Annotated in this window: 14 protein-coding genes; 5 read left to right on the forward strand and 9 right to left on the reverse strand. The window is 71.1% G+C overall.

From position 1 onward, the window contains the following. Positions 1-89 precede the first annotated feature (89 nt). The 6 genes from C1A17_RS11360 to C1A17_RS11385 all read right to left on the reverse strand — a co-directional run bounded on the left by C1A17_RS11360 (position 90) and on the right by C1A17_RS11385 (position 6,401). Positions 90-1,040 (reverse strand): electron transfer flavoprotein subunit alpha/FixB family protein, encoded by a 951-nt coding sequence (locus C1A17_RS11360; RefSeq protein WP_101653079.1) that lies wholly within the window; start codon positions 1,038-1,040, stop codon positions 90-92. A 53-nt stretch (positions 1,041-1,093) separates the two neighbouring features. Then, positions 1,094-1,885, reverse strand: coding sequence for an electron transfer flavoprotein subunit beta/FixA family protein (locus C1A17_RS11365; RefSeq protein WP_101653665.1), 792 nt, complete (start codon positions 1,883-1,885; stop codon positions 1,094-1,096). 85 nt (positions 1,886-1,970) lie between these two features. Then, the gene (locus tag C1A17_RS11370; RefSeq protein ID WP_180953314.1) at positions 1,971-3,191 is read right to left on the reverse strand and encodes a CoA transferase; all 1,221 of its coding nucleotides are present in this window, start codon (positions 3,189-3,191) and stop codon (positions 1,971-1,973) included. Continuing rightward, the gene (locus C1A17_RS11375; RefSeq protein WP_101653080.1) at positions 3,191-4,414 is read right to left on the reverse strand and encodes an acetyl-CoA C-acetyltransferase; all 1,224 of its coding nucleotides are present in this window, start codon (positions 4,412-4,414) and stop codon (positions 3,191-3,193) included. The genes C1A17_RS11370 and C1A17_RS11375 overlap by 1 nt, the downstream gene beginning before the upstream one ends. Before the next feature lie 231 nt (positions 4,415-4,645). Then, complete coding sequence (locus C1A17_RS11380; RefSeq protein WP_180953315.1) at positions 4,646-5,185, reverse strand: SRPBCC domain-containing protein; 540 nt, start codon at positions 5,183-5,185, stop codon at positions 4,646-4,648. A gap of 319 nt (positions 5,186-5,504) precedes the next feature. Next, on the reverse strand, positions 5,505-6,401 hold the full coding sequence (locus C1A17_RS11385) for a LysR family transcriptional regulator (RefSeq protein ID WP_101653082.1): 897 nt from the start codon (positions 6,399-6,401) through the stop codon (positions 5,505-5,507). 275 nt (positions 6,402-6,676) lie between these two features. Here C1A17_RS11385 and C1A17_RS11390 point away from each other — a divergent pair, with 275 nt between their 5' ends. The 5 genes from C1A17_RS11390 (at position 6,677) to recQ (ending at position 13,432) form a co-directional block, all read left to right on the forward strand. Beyond that, positions 6,677-7,708: a CoA transferase subunit A gene (locus tag C1A17_RS11390; RefSeq protein WP_101653083.1), complete on the forward strand. Its 1,032-nt coding sequence runs from the start codon at positions 6,677-6,679 to the stop codon at positions 7,706-7,708. Further along, positions 7,705-8,481: a CoA-transferase subunit beta gene (locus C1A17_RS11395; RefSeq protein WP_101653084.1), complete on the forward strand. Its 777-nt coding sequence runs from the start codon at positions 7,705-7,707 to the stop codon at positions 8,479-8,481. The genes C1A17_RS11390 and C1A17_RS11395 overlap by 4 nt, the downstream gene beginning before the upstream one ends. 118 nt (positions 8,482-8,599) lie before the next feature. Next, entirely contained in the window at positions 8,600-9,838 is a 1,239-nt protein-coding gene (locus C1A17_RS11400; RefSeq protein ID WP_245873712.1) for a CaiB/BaiF CoA transferase family protein, read from the forward strand. A 5-nt stretch (positions 9,839-9,843) separates the two neighbouring features. Then, on the forward strand, positions 9,844-11,235 hold the full coding sequence (locus tag C1A17_RS11405; protein WP_101653085.1) for an MFS transporter: 1,392 nt from the start codon (positions 9,844-9,846) through the stop codon (positions 11,233-11,235). A 181-nt stretch (positions 11,236-11,416) separates the two neighbouring features. Then, positions 11,417-13,432, forward strand: a complete 2,016-nt coding sequence (gene recQ, locus C1A17_RS11410) for a DNA helicase RecQ (protein ID WP_101653086.1) — start codon at positions 11,417-11,419, stop codon at positions 13,430-13,432. A 27-nt stretch (positions 13,433-13,459) separates the two neighbouring features. Here recQ and C1A17_RS11415 read toward each other — a convergent pair whose 3' ends face one another. The 3 genes from C1A17_RS11415 to C1A17_RS11425 all read right to left on the reverse strand — a co-directional run bounded on the left by C1A17_RS11415 (position 13,460) and on the right by C1A17_RS11425 (position 16,775). Beyond that, positions 13,460-14,599, reverse strand: coding sequence for a hypothetical protein (locus C1A17_RS11415; protein ID WP_146000626.1), 1,140 nt, complete (start codon positions 14,597-14,599; stop codon positions 13,460-13,462). A 107-nt stretch (positions 14,600-14,706) separates the two neighbouring features. Next, on the reverse strand, positions 14,707-15,462 hold the full coding sequence (locus C1A17_RS11420; RefSeq protein ID WP_101653088.1) for an SDR family oxidoreductase: 756 nt from the start codon (positions 15,460-15,462) through the stop codon (positions 14,707-14,709). Between the two features lie 278 nt (positions 15,463-15,740). After that, on the reverse strand, positions 15,741-16,775 hold the full coding sequence (locus C1A17_RS11425) for an Fpg/Nei family DNA glycosylase (RefSeq protein WP_101653089.1): 1,035 nt from the start codon (positions 16,773-16,775) through the stop codon (positions 15,741-15,743). Positions 16,776-16,794: the final 19 nt, after the last annotated feature.

The raw sequence follows: 16,794 nt of genomic DNA on the forward strand, positions 1-16,794 counted from the left end.
TGAAACTGCAGAATCCTGCGGTTCCGTTCTCAGGAACCGCAGGATTCTGCGATGTGGGCGAGTGAGCCGCGGGGGCTCAGCTCAGCGCATCACTTGCGGGCGTTGACCGCCTCGGTCGCCTGGGGCAGGACCTGGAACAGGTCGCCCACGACGCCGTAGTCGGCGAGCTCGAAGATCGGTGCCTCGTCGTCCTTGTTGATGGCGACGATGTTCTTCGAGGTCTGCATGCCGGCGCGGTGCTGGATCGCACCGGAGATGCCCGCGGCCACGTAGAGCTGCGGCGACACGGTCTTGCCGGTCTGGCCGACCTGGTTCGCGTGCGGGTACCAGCCGGCGTCGACGGCCGCGCGGGACGCACCCACGGCGGCGCCGAGGGAGTCGGCGAGCGCCTCGACCGGAGCGAAGTCGCCTGCGGTGCCGCGGCCGCCGGAGACCACGATCGCGGCCTCGTTGAGCTGCGGGCGACCGGACTGCGGCTTCTCCTCGACGGAGACGACGCGGGCGGTCTTCGAGGCATCGCTCGGGGCGAAGTCGACGGTCTCGACCGCACCGGCGCCGGCGGCGGCCTCGGGGGCCACCGAGTTCGGCTTCACGGCGATGATCGGGGTGCCCTTGGTGACCCGACCGGCGATGGTGTACGAACCGGCGAACACCGACTGGGTGGCGACGAAGCCTTCGGCGACGTCGCTCGCGTCGGTGATGACGCCCGACCCGGTGCGGACGGCCGCACGAGCGGCGATCTCACGGGCCTCGGCGGTGGCGGGCACGAGCACGCCGGCGGGCTGCCGGGTCTCGATGAGGTTCGCCAGGAGCTCGGCCTGCGGAGCCACGAGGAACTCCGAGTAGGCCGGATCCGAGGCGACGAGCACCTTCTCCGCGCCGTACTCGCCGAGCTGTGAGGCGGCGGCCTCGGCCTTGCCGGCATCGCCGACGAAGACCGCGGTGGGCTCGCCGAGGCGCTTGGCGAAGGTGAGCATTTCGAGGGTGGACTTGCGGACGTCGCCGTCCACATGGTCGACGAGAACAAGAACTTCAGACATGGTGTGTATTCAATCCCTTACTCACAGAGGTGACTCTGCGTATCGGATGCGGATCAGACGAGCTTCTTCGAGGCGAGCCATGCGACGAGCTGGTTGCCGCCGTCTCCCTCGTCGGTGACGATCTCACCGGCGGAGCGGGGCGGACGCTCGGTCAGCTCGACGACCTCGGTAGTGGCGCCGGCGGCACCCACCTCGGAGGCGTCGATGCCGAGCTCGTCGAGCTCGTACTCCTCGAGCGGCTTCTTCTTCGCGGCCATGATGCCCTTGAAGGAGGGGTAGCGCGGCTCGTTGATCTGGTCGGTGACCGACACGAGTGCCGGCAGGGAGACCTCGATGTGCTGCGAGGCGGTGTCGCCGTCGCGGCGGATCTTGGCGGTGCCGCCGTCGACCTCGAGGGCCGAGGCCTGGGTGGCGGCGGGGCGTCCGAGGAGCTCGGCGACCTGCACCGGCACGACCGACATCTGGCCGTCGGTGGAGGCGAGGCCGGTGATGATGAGATCGACCGGTCCCTCTTCCTCCTCGACCTTCTTCACCGCGGCCGCGAGCACCTTCGAGGTGCCGAGGGCGCAGGAGGCCTCGAGTGCGTCGTCGAGGATGTGGACGCCGGAGTCCGCACCCATCTGGAGTGCCTTGCGCACGGCGTCGACGGCGTCGTCGGGGCCGACGGTGAGGGCGATGACCTCGGCGTCGTCGGAGTCCTCGGCGATCTTGAGCGCGGCCTCGACCGCGTACTCGTCGAGCTCAGAGAGCAGGCCGTCGACCGAACGATCGACGGTGTTGTCCGACTCGAACGAGCGGTCACCGGCTGCGTCCGGGACGTACTTGACAAAAGTGACAATCCGCATGTGGAGATTCATCCTTCCTGAAGAACCTGGCACCCGTTCGAACGCGAAGACGTGCACCTTCGAAAGGGATGGTTCTCTAACGTTATCAACTGGCGATGATGCCTTCATCATGGAGTCTGCCGATCTCAGCAGATCCCAAGCCGAGGCGCTCGGTGAGCACCGCGTCGGTCTCGGACCCGAAGACCGTCGGGGTGTCCTCGGCGAGGTACTCCCCATTCACCCGGATGGGTGAGGCGCCCACGAGCATGGTGCCGAGCGCGTCGGACTCGAGCGTGCGGAGCACACCCTGGCCGGCCGGACCGTCCTGCCCGGAGAGCACCTCCTGCGCCACTTCGCCGACCGAGGCATACGGCGCCCACAGCACTCCCGACCCGTCGAGGTCGGCGGTGATCTGCGCGGCCGTGCGGGAGGCGAACCACGGCTTGAGGAGGGCTTCGAGGGTCTCCCGGTACGTGTACCGGTTGGTCTCGAGGGAGAAGTCGGTGGCGAGCGCGGTCTCGAGGGCGGAGACGACGTCGGTCAGGCCGGTGACCGAGACGAGGTTGCCCCACTGGCGCTTGGTGATCGCGGTGACCATGACGTACCGGCCGTCGGCGGTCGCGAAGTCCGAGCCGAACGATCCGAAGATGTGGTTGCCGTGCTTGGCCCTCTCACCCGCCGGCTGCAGGGTCTCGGTGTACCACCCGAGGTTCGCGATCGCGGCGAGCGCGATGTCCTTGAGCGCGATCTCCTCGTACAGCCCCTCGTCGGTGGACCGGCGGTGGAGCAGCCCGGTGACCACCGCAGTGGCCGCGGCCTGACCGCACAGCAGGTCCCAGGCGGGCAGGGCGTGGTTGGTCGGCCCGTCCAGCTCCGGCGAACCGGTGATGAGCGGGATGCCGGCCTCGGCGTTGACGGTGTAGTCGACGCCGGGGCCGCCGTCGGCCGAGCCCTGGACCTTGACGTGGATGAGGTCGGCGCGCTTGCCGCGCAGCACCTCGTCGGACAGGAACGGGCGGCCGACGTTGTTCTCGACGAACACGCCCGCGTTCTCACCCGGCGAGGTGATGAGCGCCTGAGCGAGCTCCTGGCCCTTCTCGCTCCGGAGGTCGATCGCCACCGACCGCTTGTTCCGGTTGAGGCTGCCCCAGTAGATCGAGCGCCCCTCCGGGGTGATCGGCCAGCGGTCGATGTCCGGTCCGCCCTGGAGCGGGTCGATCTTGATGACCTCGGCGCCCAGCTGGGCGAGCGCGAGGCACGAGGACGGACCGGCGACGAACGAGTCGTTCTCGAAGACGGTGATCCCGGCAAGCGGCGCGAGAGCCATCAGGCCCCGATCCGCTCGAACACCGCGGCTAGGCCCTGGCCGCCGCCGATGCACATGGTCTCGAGGCCGTAGCGGGCCCCGCGGCGGTCCATCTCGCGCACGAGGGTGGTGAGGATGCGCACGCCGGTGCAGCCCACCGGGTGGCCGAGCGAGATGCCCGAGCCGTTGACGTTCGTGCGCTCGAAGTCGGCCTTGCCGAAGTTCCACTCCCGCGTGCAGGCGAGCGCCTGGGCGGCGAAGGCCTCGTTGAGCTCGATGAGGTCGATGTCGGACAGCGACAGCCCGGCGCGGCCGAGCGCCTTCTCGACGGCGGGGACCGGGCCGATGCCCATCCGGTTCGGCTCGACGCCGGCCACGCCCCAGCTGACGAACCGGGCGAGCGGCTTGAGGCCGAGCTCCTCGGCCTTCGAGCGGGTCATGACGAGGGTCGCGGCCGCGCCGTCGTTCTGTCCCGAGGCGTTGCCGGCGGTGACAGTCGCCTCCGAGTCCTGCTTGCCCATGATCGGCTTGAGCTTCGACAGCGACTCGAGGTTGGCGTCCGGGCGGATGTGCTCGTCGAGCGTGATCTGCTGCTCGGGCTTCTTGCGGGTGGCCGGGATGGTGATCGGGACGATCTCCTCGGCGAAGGTCCCGTTGTCGGTGGCGGCCGCGGCGCGGCGGTGCGACTCGACGGCGAGCTCGTCCTGCTCCTGGCGGGAGATCCCGTACTCGCGGCGCAGGTTCTCCGCGGTCTCGATCATGCCGCCGGGCACCGGGTAGTGCTTGCCGCCGGCGGTGAGGCGGCCGCGCACGAGGCTGTCCTTGAGCTCGACGTTGCCGCCGCGGATGCCCCAGCGGATGTTCTCGTTGAAGAAGGCCGCGCGGCTCATGGTCTCGGCACCGCCGGAGATGACGACCTCGGCGCCGCCGGTGGCGATCGCGGAGACGCCGTCGATCACTGCCTGCAGCGCGGAGCCGCAGCGGCGGTCGACCTGGCGGCCGGGGACGGTGGTGGGCAGGCCGGCGTTGAGCGCGACGACGCGGCCGAGCGCCGGGGCCTCCATCTGCGGGTAGCACTGCCCGAAGATCACGTCGTCGATGACGTCCGGGGCGATGCCGGTGCGCTCGATGAGGGCCTTGACGACCTGGGTGCCGAGCTCTTCCGGGGCGATGTCCTTGAACTGGCCGCCGTAGGCGCCGACGGGGGAGCGCAGGGGTTCGCAGATGACGATGTCTTCGGACATGGGTGCCCTCCTGGAGGCGATGGGTGATGACGGGGGTGTGAACCGTATGTGTCTACTGTGTCACGCGCTATCTATACCTGTCCAGGGGGTAGTCGCGTTTGATTGATACTTCTTCGACGGGTAATCGGGTCGGCGACGACCGCCCGGAGTGCGGTCGGGCGAGAGGGGCGGGTGACGGGTTCCGGGTGTCGGGATCGGCCGGCGGTGCGCCCCGCCGGCGGTGCGGGGCCCTCAATCCGGTGCGGGGGAGTCCTCGGGCCGGCCGTCGGAACGGACGAGGGCCCGGTAGTGCGCGCACATGCCCGGGACGTAGGCGGGTTCGAACTCGATCTCGGCGGGGTCCGCGGTACCGGTGACGACGGCGGCGAGGCGGTCGAGATAGAACTCCCAGCCGGGACCGGCGAACTCCGCGGTGGCCGCATCGTCGAGGTGGTGGAGGAGGGTGACCCGGGCGCCGTCGGCCGCGGATGCGACCTCGACCGTGAGGTGCCACGGCCGTCCGGATCCGGCATCGATGATGAGGCCGAGGTGGTGCGGCGGCTCGCAGTCGGTGATGTCCGCCGTCTGCTCCGGGGCGCCCTCCTCCGCGTTGAGGCGCAGCGCGATCCGCCCGGACTTCGGATCCCCGGACCATGGCCCGATCCAGGCGGCGGTGCGGCTCGATTCGGTGACGGCAGCCCACAGCTCGACGGGGCCGACGGCGAACTCGCGCGCGATCTCCACGGTGAGCGGATGGCGCTCGGACAGCTGACCGGTCGGTGTGGGACCCATGGGCGCTCCTCGGACCTCGCTGTGGGTTCCGGGCTCCGCCGCCCGCACCCTGTCGGAACCCATCGTACGGCGCGGTGCGACCCCGGCGACAGAGGGGCCGAGGGAGTGGCGCCGGGGGCGAGGGGGAACGTGGCCGTCGACCTGCCGCTTCTGCGTCATTTCACCGTCGAACTGCCGTTTGCGCTCGAGATTCGAGCCATGGTTCGAGCACGAGCGGCAGGTCGACGCGGGGTCGAGCAGAATCGGCAGGTCGAGGTCGACGAGGCAGGCGAGGTCCCGGACCGGCTTCGAATCCCCTGCTCGGCCCGCTCCGGCGTCCTCAGCCCACTGTGGGCAGGGCGATCTCCGCGGCGGCGAGCACCTCGTGGAGGGCGGGGTTGTCGTCGTCCTCGCGGTGGGCGAGGTATACCTTGATCGGCTCGTGGTCGACGTCGAGCGGGATCGTCACGAGGTTGGGGTCGTTGAAGCTCGCGACCACCGAGTCGTACGTGATGGTGATGCCGAGGCCCGCGGACACGAGGGCGATGACGATCCACGAGTCCGGGGCCTCCTGGATGACGTTCGGGGTGAACCCGGCGCGGAAGCACCAGTGGTCGATGAGGTCGCGCATGTTCGCGCCGGACTCCGCGGGCAGGAGGATGAGGTCCTCCTCGGCGAGGTCGGCCATGTCCATCGAGCTCCGGCCCACGAACGCGTGATCGGTGTGCACCGCGACCACCGGGCGCTCCATCATCACCGGTCGCCCGGAGATGCGCGGCGGCTTGGCCTGCCAGCGGACGAGCGCGAGGTCGAGGCTGCCGTCGATGACCCGGGTGAGGGCCTCGTTGGCGAAGGTCGTCGACTCGAGGTCGAGGGTGATCCCGGGCTTGCGCTGCCGGGAGGCGTAGGTGAGCTTGGCGACGAGCTTGTTCGACGAGGCGCCGGCGAAGCCGAACCGCACGTGGCCGATGTCGCCGAGGGTGGCGAGCCTGATCGATTCGCGGGCGGTGCGCGTGCTCTCGAGGACCGCCCGGGCCGGTCCGACGAGCGCGGCGCCGGCCGGCGACAGGCTCACCGAGCGGGTGGTGCGCCGGAACAGGTCCGTGCCGAGCTCGCGCTCGAGCTGGCGGATGGTGCGGCTCAGCGGCGGCTGCGCCATGCCGAGGCGGTCGGCGGCGCGCCCGAAGTGCAGCTCCTCGGCGACGGCGAGGAATGCGCGAATCTGATGGATCTCCATGGGCTGCCCGTCCTTGTGTGCGGTGCTCGGGGGTGTGAGGATGGTCGGTGACGCGACGCGCGGTCGACGGCGATCGAGCGTGCGGCCCGCCGGGCCTCGGCCGGTCCGGTCCGACCGTGGCGATCTGCCCAATTATTGCACGAACCGGGAAGAATGAGGGTGGTATTCGTGCGGGCGATGACTTAATCTGGAGCTCACGGTACCGCTCTCGTCCTGCCCTGCGCTGCGGCGCGGAATCGCGGGCGCCTCCATCGGACACCTCAGCGAAAGTGCTCATGAAAACAGACACAGTGGTCGACCTCGCCGACGCGATCGCCGCGCACGTCCATTCCGGCGACACCGTCGCGCTCGAGGGCTTCTCCCACCTCATCCCGTTCGCCGCGGGCCACGAGATCATCCGGCAGGGCATCACCGATCTGACCTTCTGCCGTATGACCCCAGACCTCATCTGCGACATGATGCTCGCCGCGGGCTGCATCTCGAAGCTCGTGTGCTCGTTCTTCGCCTCCGGCTCTGCGGGCAGCCTCTACGAGGTCCGCCGCCGGCTCGAGCAGCACGACCCGGAGCCGCTCGAGGTCGAGGAGTACAGCCACCACGCGATGGTGCTCCGCTACCACGCCGGGGCCGCGCGCCTGCCGTTCATGCCGATCCGCTCCTTCGCCGGCTCCGACATCCCGTCGATCAACCCGAACATCAAGCTCGTCACCGACCCGTACTCCGGCGGCACCACCTACGTCGTCCCGCCACTCAACCCGGACGTGACGATCATCCACGCGCAGCGCGCGGACGCCGCCGGCAACGCCCAGATCTGGGGGATCACCGGGGTCCAGCAGGAGGCCGTCTACGCCGCGAAGCGCGCGATCGTCGTCGTCGAGGAGATCGTCGAGCCCGAGGTCATCCGCGCCGACCCCAACCGCACCCTCATCCCCGCCCATGCCGTCGATGCCGTGTGCGTCGTCCCGCAGGGCGCCCATCCGTCCTACGTCCAGGGCTCCTACGACCGGGACTGCGCCTTCTACCGCGAGTGGTCGCCCATCAGCAAGGACCCGCAGCGGCTCCGCGAGTGGCTCGACACCCACGTGCGGTCCACCGCCGACCACGCCGAGTACCTCGACGTCCTCGGACGCGAGCGGATGGCCGGCCTCGCCGTGGGGTCCCGGCCCTCGGGGTCGGTGGACTACGGCCGCCGGCTGCTCGGCACCGAGCTCGCGGCCGCCTCGGCCGGGGAGCACGCCGCGGCCCGCACCGCGGGCACCGACGTCGGAGGCGGCACCCCGGACACCACCGCAGACGGAGGGCAGGCATGACCACCGCACCGGACTACACCCAGACCGAGCTCATCGTGTGCGCGGCGGCCCAGATGCTCGCCGGCAAGCACACGGTGTTCGCCGGGATCGGCCTGCCCACGCTCGCCGTCGACCTCGCGCACCGCACGATCAACCGCGACATCGAGCTGATCTACGAATCCGGCGTCTCCGGCGCCCACCCGGAGGCGATGGCCGAGGGCATCGCCGACTCCGTCGTCGTGTCCGGCGCCGAGGCGGTCGTGAACATGCAGGCACTGTTCGGCTACGTGCTCCAGGGCGGCAATGTCGACGTCGGCTTCCTCGGCGCCGCTCAGATCGACCGGCACGGCTCGCTCAACACCACGGTGATCGGCGAGTGGGGCAGACCGTCGGTGCGCCTCCCGGGATCGGGCGGAGCGACGGACATCATGGCCAACGCCGGCGAGATCTTCGTCATCATCCGGCGCCACGATCCGTCCGCGTTCCCCGCCGAGGTCGACTTCGTCACCTCGCCCTCGCCCGTCCGCGCCCGCGAGGCCGGGGTGGGCATCCAGCCCGCCGGCCACGGGGTGAGCGTCGTCATCACCCCGCTCGGCGTGCTCCGGCGCACCGACAGGTACGGCGAGCTCGTGCTCACGCACGTCCATCCGGGCGTCACCGTCGAACAGGTCCGGGAGAACACCGGCTGGGACCTCGCCGTGGCACCGGACGTGCAGACCACGGCGGAGCCCACCGTCGAGCAGGTGCGCCTGCTCCGCGACGAGATCGACACCGTCAGGCTCTATCTGCGCTGACACCCGCACCGCGCGCACCCGGGCGATCGGGGCGCGCGGATCCACCCGAGACGGCCGTACCGGCCGACAGATCGATCGCTCGCCGGCAGTTCCGGCGGGCAGCACGAGGAGGAGACACGTGGTCACCACGGCTCAGGACAGCAAGGCCCAGCACCTGCGGGAGACGTTCTCGCGCACCGGAAACGGTCCGCTCGCCGGCATCATCGTCGCCGACTTCGGCCGCGTGCTCGCCGGCCCCTACGCCACGATGCTGCTCGCCGACCTCGGCGCGACGGTGATCAAGGTCGAGAGCCCCGGCGGCGACGACACCCGCCTGTGGAAGCCCCCGGTGCGCGAGGACGACGCGACGTACTACCTGTCGGTCAACCGCAACAAGACCGATGTCGTCCTCGACTTCCGGGACGCGGGCGACCTCGAGCTCGCCCGCGAGCTCGCTCGCCGCGCCGACGTCGTCGTCGAGAACTTCAAGCCCGGCGGCCTCGTCAAGTACGGACTCGACCACGAGACCGTCGCCCGGACCAACCCGAACGTCATCTACTCCTCGGTGACCGGGTTCGGACCGAACAACCCGCAGCCGGGCTACGACCTGCTCGTCCAGGGGCTGTCGGGCTTCATGAGCCTCACCGGCGACGCCGACGGCCCGCCCTACCGCGGCGGCGTCGCGATCTTCGACGTCATCACCGGCCTCCACACCACCATCGGCATCCTCGCCGCGCTCCAGCACCGCAACCGCACGGGCGAGGGCCAGAAGGTCGACACCAACCTGCTGTCGTCCGCGCTGTCGGGCCTGGCGAACCAGACCTCGGCGTACGTGGCCGGCGGGGTCGTGCCGCACCGCATGGGCAACGAGCACCCGAGCCTCTACCCCTACCAGCCGATGCCCACGAAGGACGGCGACCTCATCATCGCGTGCGGCAACGACCGCCAGTTCGCGGTGCTCGCGAATGCCGTCGAGCGCACCGAATGGCTCTCCGATGAGCGCTTCGCGACCGCCTTCCCGCGCAACAGCAACCGCAAGGCGCTCGAACCGCTCCTCATCGAGGCGCTCTCGCACCGGACGGCGCAGGAGTGGTACGAGCTGCTCACCGCCGCGGGTCTGCCCTGCGCGCCGATCAACACGATCGAGCAGGGCGTGCAGCTCGCCGAGCGGATCGGTCTCGAACCCGTCGTCGAGGTGACCACCGGGGATCGCACGATCCCCACCGTCCGCAATCCGATCTCGCTGTCGAAGTCGCCGGTCGTCTACGACCTCGCCCCGCCGGCCCTCGGCCAGGACACCGAGCTCGTGCGCCGGTGGCTGCAGGAGGAGTACACCCGCCCCGACGAGGAGCAGGGCGCCGCGCCCACCGAGGCCTGAGGGGCGTGACCGACGCCGCAGGGTCCTCCTCCGCCCCGGAGCGCGAACCGGGGAGACTCGCGTACCTCGCGATGCTCGGCACCACGACCGTGGGCGCGCTGTCCGGCAACGTCATCAACGCCCCGCTCCACCGGATCCAGCAGGATTTCGGGGCGACCGACAGCCAGACCGTGCTCGCGGTGTCGGCGTTCACCGTGTCCATGGTGATCTTCGTGCCGTTCACCGGATGGCTGTGCGACCGGTTCGGCACCGTGCGGATCGTGCTCTGCGGGCTCGCCGTCATGGTCGTGGCGCAGGCGCTCGCCGCGTTCTCGGTCAACCTCGAGATGCTCATCCTGCTCCGGGTCGCGCAGGGGATCGCGTGCTCGACGTTCCCGCCCGGCGTGCAGCGCGCCCTCGTCGCGCTGTGGCCCTCGAAGGGGCAGGCGGCGATGGCGGCGTGGGCCTCAGCGATCGGCGTCGGGCAGGCCGTCGGGCCGCCGGTCGGCGGGGTGGTGTCGGAGATCTTCGGGTGGCGCGCCGTCTTCATCCTCCAGGCCTCGCTGTGCCTGATCCTCGCCGTCGTCATCGCGGTCGCGGTGCCCAAGGTGCGCGGACGACGGGCCCCCATCCACGGGGTCGGGATGGCGGTGCTCATGATCGCGATGGGCGCCTCGGTGCTGCTCGTCACCCTCGTCGGTCAGCGGGCGGATCCGCTCACCGAGATCGTCGTCGCGGTCATCGCCTCGGTCGGCCTCGTCGTCTACGCCATCCTCGCGGCGCGGTATCCGGAGACCCTGTTCGAACCGCGCTCGCTGCTCGAGAAGCGCTACATCCGCGGCACGGTGTCGGCCGGGTCGACGATGTTCATCATGGGGGTGTGCCTCGTGAGCATGCCGCTCTACCTCGGTGAGCGTCTGGGCCTCACCCCCGGACCCGTGGGACTCGTCGTGTTCGCCATGGCGTTCGCGATGGCGGTGTCCGGCAGGTTCACCGCGTGGCTGTCGGAGAAGCTCTCCATGCGCACCGTCATCGAGGCGGGCCTCGGGGTGCTCATCCTCGCCCCGCTCGTCCTCGGCTGGTGGACGTCACGGGAGCCGGACTCCGCCGGGATCCAGGTCGCGGTGATCGTCGTGCTCCTCCTGCTCATCGGAACCGGCCTCAACGCCGGGCAGAGCATCGCGGCCTACGCGATCTCGCGCTCGCTCGCGGCGAAGAACTCGATGGCGTTCGGCCTCCACAACACCGCCCGCTTCATGGGCATGGCCACCGGATACGCGTGGGCCGCGCTCATCTACCCGCTCGGTGCGCCGGTCCTCCTGTACGCAGGTGCCTCGGTCGTCGCGCTCGTCGCCCTGCTCACCACGGTCATCGGCGGCCCCGCCGGCCGTGTGGAGCCGGTGCGCGAGCCGGCCTGAGCCGGCAGCCTCCGCCGAGGCGAGTGCGCCCGGACCGGTGCATCAGGCAGGCGGACCCAGGCCCGACAGCACGCGCCGCTGGGGCGGCACGGGGTGGTCCGCGGGTGTCCGGGAACGCTCTCGTCCCTGGCCGGCGGAGCTCGTCACGCGATGCGTCAGCGCCGACCCGTAGGCTGGGAGCATGGACGAGGCCGCGCATCCCCACGACATCGCAGCGCCACCCGGCGAGCCCGCACCCCTGACAGCCGTCGGCGATCCCGAGGTGCCCGGCGAGGCATCGGTGTCCGACGGGAACACGGTGCCCGGCGATGCGTCGGTGACTGACGGGGACGCGGCATCCGCCCCGGCTCCCGGCTCCCCGGGGGCCCTCCGGATCCTCTCCGAGGTCTTCGGCTACGAGGACTTCCGCGGTGACCAGGGTGCGATCATCGACCACGTCGCCGGGGGCGGGGACGCGGTCGTCCTCATGCCCACCGGCGGCGGCAAGTCGCTGTGCTACCAGATCCCCGCGCTCCTGCGGCCGGGCACCGGGATCGTCGTGTCCCCGCTCATCGCCCTCATGGCCGATCAGGTCGCCGCGCTCGAGGCGCTCGGCATCCGGGCGGCGTTCCTCAACTCCTCGCTCGACCTCGACGAGGCCCGCACCGTCGAGGCCGCGTTCGCCGCCGGCGAGCTCGACCTCCTCTACATGGCCCCGGAGCGCCTCGTCCTCGAGCGCACCCGCGCCCTGCTCCACCGCGCCCCCGTGGCGCTCTTCGCGATCGACGAGGCGCACTGCGTGTCCCAATGGGGCCACGACTTCCGGCGCGACTACCTGGGGCTGTCCCTCCTCGCCGAGGAGTTCCCGGAGATCCCGCGGATCGCGCTCACCGCGACGGCCACCCGCGCCACCCACGAGGAGCTCACCGAGCGGCTGCGGATGGAGAGGGCGCGGCACTTCGTGTCGAGCTTCGACCGGCCGAACATCCAGTACCGGATCGTGCCCAAGGACCAGCCGCGCAAGCAGCTCATCGACTTCATCTCCCGCGAGCACGATGGTGAGGCCGGGATCGTCTACTGCCTGTCGCGCAAGAGCGTCGACGCGCTCGCGCAGGCGCTCGACGCCCGCGGGATCCCGGCGCTGCCCTACCACGCGGGCATGGATGCGGCCGATCGCGCCCGGAACCAGGCCCGGTTCCTCCGCGAGGACGGCATCGTCATGGTCGCGACGATCGCGTTCGGGATGGGCATCGACAAGCCCGACGTCCGGTTCGTCGCCCACCTCGACCTGCCGAAGTCGATCGAGGGCTACTACCAGGAGACCGGGCGCGCCGGGCGCGACGGGCTCGCCGCGACCGCGTGGATGGCCTACGGGCTCGGCGACGTCGTCAACCAGCGCCGGCTCATCGACTCCGGGGAGGGCTCCCCGGAGTTCCGGCGGAACCAGCGTGCCCACCTCGACGCGATGCTCGCGCTGTGCGAAACCGTCGACTGCCGGCGCGTCCAGCTCCTCCGGTACTTCGGACAGGAATCGACCCCCTGCGGCAACTGCGACACCTGCCTGGCACCCCCGCGCACATGGGATGCGACGATCGCGGCGCAGAAGCTCCTCTCCGCGCTCATCCGGCTCGACCGCGAGCGCGGCCAGCAGTTCGGCTCCGGACAGGTCATCGACGTGCTGCTCGGCCGCGACAATCTGCGCTCGGAGCAGTCCCGGCACGACGAGCTCAGCGTGTGGGGAGTGGGCACGGAGCTGAGCGAGAAGCAGTGGCGCACGGTCATCCGGCAGCTCATGGCCGCCGACATCATCGCCGCGGCCGGCGAGTACAACGTCCTCGTGCCCGGCCCGCGGGCCACCGGGGTGCTCCGCGGCGAGGAGACCGTGCACCTGCGCGATGATCCGGAGCCCGCCCGGGTCTCCCGCCGGTCCCGAGGTGCGAGCGGCTCGTCGGGTGCGCGCGCCTCGGCGGCGGACGGGCTCGCGGGCGCGGACCGGGAGCTGTTCGAGGCGCTGCGCGAATGGCGGACGGAGACCGCGCGGGAGAAGCAGATCCCGCCCTACATGGTGTTCTCCGACGCGACCCTCGTGGGCATCGTCGAGGCGCGTCCGGCCTCGATCGGTGCGCTCGGCACGGTGAGCGGCGTCGGGCTCAAGAAGCGCGCCGAGTACGGCGAGGCGATCCTCGCGGTCGTCGCAGGGGCCGCTGCGGGGGAGTGACGCCGGAGGCCTCGCCGCACGACCCGGTCAGGGCAGCCGGACGGCGTCGACGACGGCCGCGTTCTCTCCCCGGAAGGTGAAGTCGGAGAGCTCCGCGGACACCGTCAGTCGCGTGCTCGATGCCGGGTCGGCGAGGTCGACGAACTCGAGCTGCGGAACGGGGGAGCCACCGGCGAGCTGCTCGGCGGATTCCGCCCAATGGACCACGACCGCCTCCGCGCCGTCGAGCCATGCACCGTGGACGGTGTCGGGGGAGAAGTCACCTTCGAGGACCTGGGAGCGCACCGGCTCCGGGTCGCTGTCGACCTCGGCGGCCGGCACCTGCTCGAACGTGCCGTTCTGATCGAGCCAGACGAGCGCATCCCCGGTGTCGTCCGCGATAGCGCCGCGCGATTCGCCGAAGCCGAGGAATCCGTCCCCGGCGGAGTCGACGAGCTGCTCCTCGACGGATCCGGAGACGGTGTCGATCGCGCGGATCCGGATGCCCTGCTCCACACCGTCGTCCGGGTGGACGCGCTCGGTGAGGAACAGCCGGCCGCCGATGCAGGGGAGATCCCCGGTGCTGCCCTCGAGGATCCCTGATTCGATCGGCGCGGCCAGGCGGTCCGACCGACCCTGCTGGAACATCGTGAGCTGCCAGGCGTCGCCCGCGGCCTCCTCCTCGGTGAGCACGGCGGTCATCGTGCCGCACGCGCCCGAGGCGACCGGCCGGCCCTCGACGCTGTGCTCCGCGGTGACGCCGTCCGCGCCGATCTCGACGACCTCGGTGCCCGGCCCTCCCGCGCGGACGACCGTCGTCGAATCCTCCCGGCCGAGCAGGCTGCCGTCGCCGGTGTCCCCGAAGGATCCCAACCGTTCGGTCACCGGATCCGGTCCGTACCGGGTGAGGGTGCGGCCGATGAGGAGCACCAGGCTGTCGCCCTGCCGTTCGAGCTCGGCGCCGCTCCTGCCCAGCTCGAAGCGGTCGAACGAGCCGTCCGGGCGGATCATGAGCAGCGAGTACTCCGAGTCCCCCTCCGCGGACACCGCCTCGGATCCGATGAGCGCTGCGGAGTAGAGCGAGAGGTCGAGGTCCTCGGGCGCGCGGTTCCCGCCGGGCGTGCACCCGCCGAGCACGGTCGAGAGGGCGAGCGCGGACGCCAGCGCGGACATGCGGAGAAGGCTCATGATGGTCCCACGCTAGCCGCGCGGGACCGGTGCCGCCCACGCTCGAGGCCGTCTCACCGGAAACGGTCAGACGGCCTCGAGCGTGGGCGAACAGGAGTCCGTGCGGGTCACACCCCGCCGATGAGCCCCTTGCCGCCGTCGAGCACGAGCACCTGGCCGGTGATCCAGCTCGCCTCCTCGGAGAGGAGGAACGCAGACGCTGCGGCGATGTCCTCCGGGGTGCCGAGGCGCTTCATCGGGTAGCCGGCGGCCACCCCCTCCTCGTCCTTCGCGTAGAGCGCCTCGGCGAACTTCGTCTTGACGACGGCGGGTGCCACGGCGTTGACGCGGACGTCCGGACCGAGCTCCATCGCGAGCTGGCGGGTGATGTGGATGAGCATCGCCTTGGACGAGCCGTAGAAGCCGATGTTCTCCGGCTGGCCCAGGCCCGCGACGGAGGCGACGTTGAGCACCCGGCCGCCGCGCTCGGCGAACGATGCCCGGTAGACCTTCTGCGTCCACGACAGCGCGGACAGGTCGTTGACCTCGACGACCTTGCGGGCAGCACCCAGATCGAGGTCGATCATCGGGCCGTAGACCGGGTTGATGCCGGTGTTGTTGACGAGGATGTCGACGGGGCCGAAGGTCTCGGTGACCTTCGCGATGACCTCGTCCTGGTGATCGGGCTGGTCGGCCTTGCCGGCGACGGCGATCGCGTGCTCCGGGCCGCCGAGGGTCTCGACCGCGGCGTCGAGCGCCTCCTGGCCGCGCGCGGTGATCGCGACCTTCGCGCCCTCGTCGACGAGGCGCTGGGCGATGCCGAGGCCGATGCCGCGCGAGGCTCCGGTGACGATGGCCACGGTGTTCTCGAACCGACGGGTCATGGGTGCTCTCCTTCGAGTGGTGGGCGGTGCGGACGCGCGGACACGGCGCTTCGAAGCCGTGCCGAACGATTGTTCACCATCCTATGTGCGCGGGTCCGCGCGTCAATCGGAACCGACGGCGGACCCGGCCTGCGCCGGCGCACGTGCGGCCCGACGCGGTCATGACCGCCCCGAGCGGTGTCGCCCGGGGGTATGACCGCGTCGGGCGGTGTCGCCCGGTCCCGTGCGGTCGTTCGCCCACGTATGCAGGACCCGGCGGCGGCCGCGCGGATGCCCGGTCAGTCGAGCCAGGTTCCGCGGAGCCGCGGCGCGCGGCGCCTGCGCACGCTCTGACAGCGCGGACACCAGTAGACGGAGCGACCGGCGATCTCGGCGTCGCGCACCGGGGTGTTGCACAGGCGGCACGGCAGCCCCTGCCGGTGGTAGACGTAGAACGACTTCTCCCTCGGGACCACGCCGGGGTCCTCGTCGCCGTTCTGGCGGGTGCCGCGCGAGCGCTCCCGGATGATCGGGTGGATGTCGCGGTGCTCGGGTTCCGTGGTGACGATCCGGCCCGTGCGTGCACCGTACCGGAGGAGGGGCACGAGGTCGTCCCACAGGCCCTCCACGTTGCTCGCGGTGAGGTCCGAGCCGGGGACGAACGGGTCGAGCCGCGCGCGGAACAGGAGCTCCGCGCGGTAGATGTTCCCGATCCCGGCGACCACGGCCTGATTCATCAGCTGGGCGCCGATCGCGGTGCGCGACCTGCGCACCCGGTCGACGAAGGCCTGCGGTTCGGCGTCGGCGCGGAGGGGATCCGGGCCGAGCCGGGTGAGGATCTCCGCGCGTTCGACGGGGTCGATCACTGCGCAGGCGGTGGGTCCGGTGAGGTCGGCGAGGCCGTGCGGTCCCACGACCCTCAGGCGCACATTCTCCCCCGGAGCGAGGTGACGCCAGGAATCCTTTCGGCCCGCACCTCGGCCCGCGCCCGAGGAGCCCGGGGTGCTCTCCTGCTCGCCGAGGCGCCTGCGGGGCGCGCCGATCGCATGGACCCGGGCGAACGCCTCGTCCCCGGCGAAGGTCCAGGAGCCGTAGAGCCCCAGGTGGACGTGGATGTAGGACTCCGGGGAGCCGCCGTCGAGCGCGCGCCCCCCGGGGGCGAACCCGAGGAAGAGGTGCTTGCCCACGGCCTCCGAGGACACCAGGAACTGCCCGGACAGGCGCTCGGCGCCGGCGGCGAACCGGCCCTGCGGGCTCGACAGCGCGAGCCGGGCGCCGAGGAACGCCTCGTCGAACGCGGAGGCCAGCCGGTGGATCGTGTGGCCCTCGGGCATCAGCGGACCCCCGTCGCGC

Source organism: Brevibacterium ihuae, from assembly GCF_900184225.1.
Taxonomy (GTDB): domain Bacteria; phylum Actinomycetota; class Actinomycetes; order Actinomycetales; family Brevibacteriaceae; genus Brevibacterium; species Brevibacterium ihuae.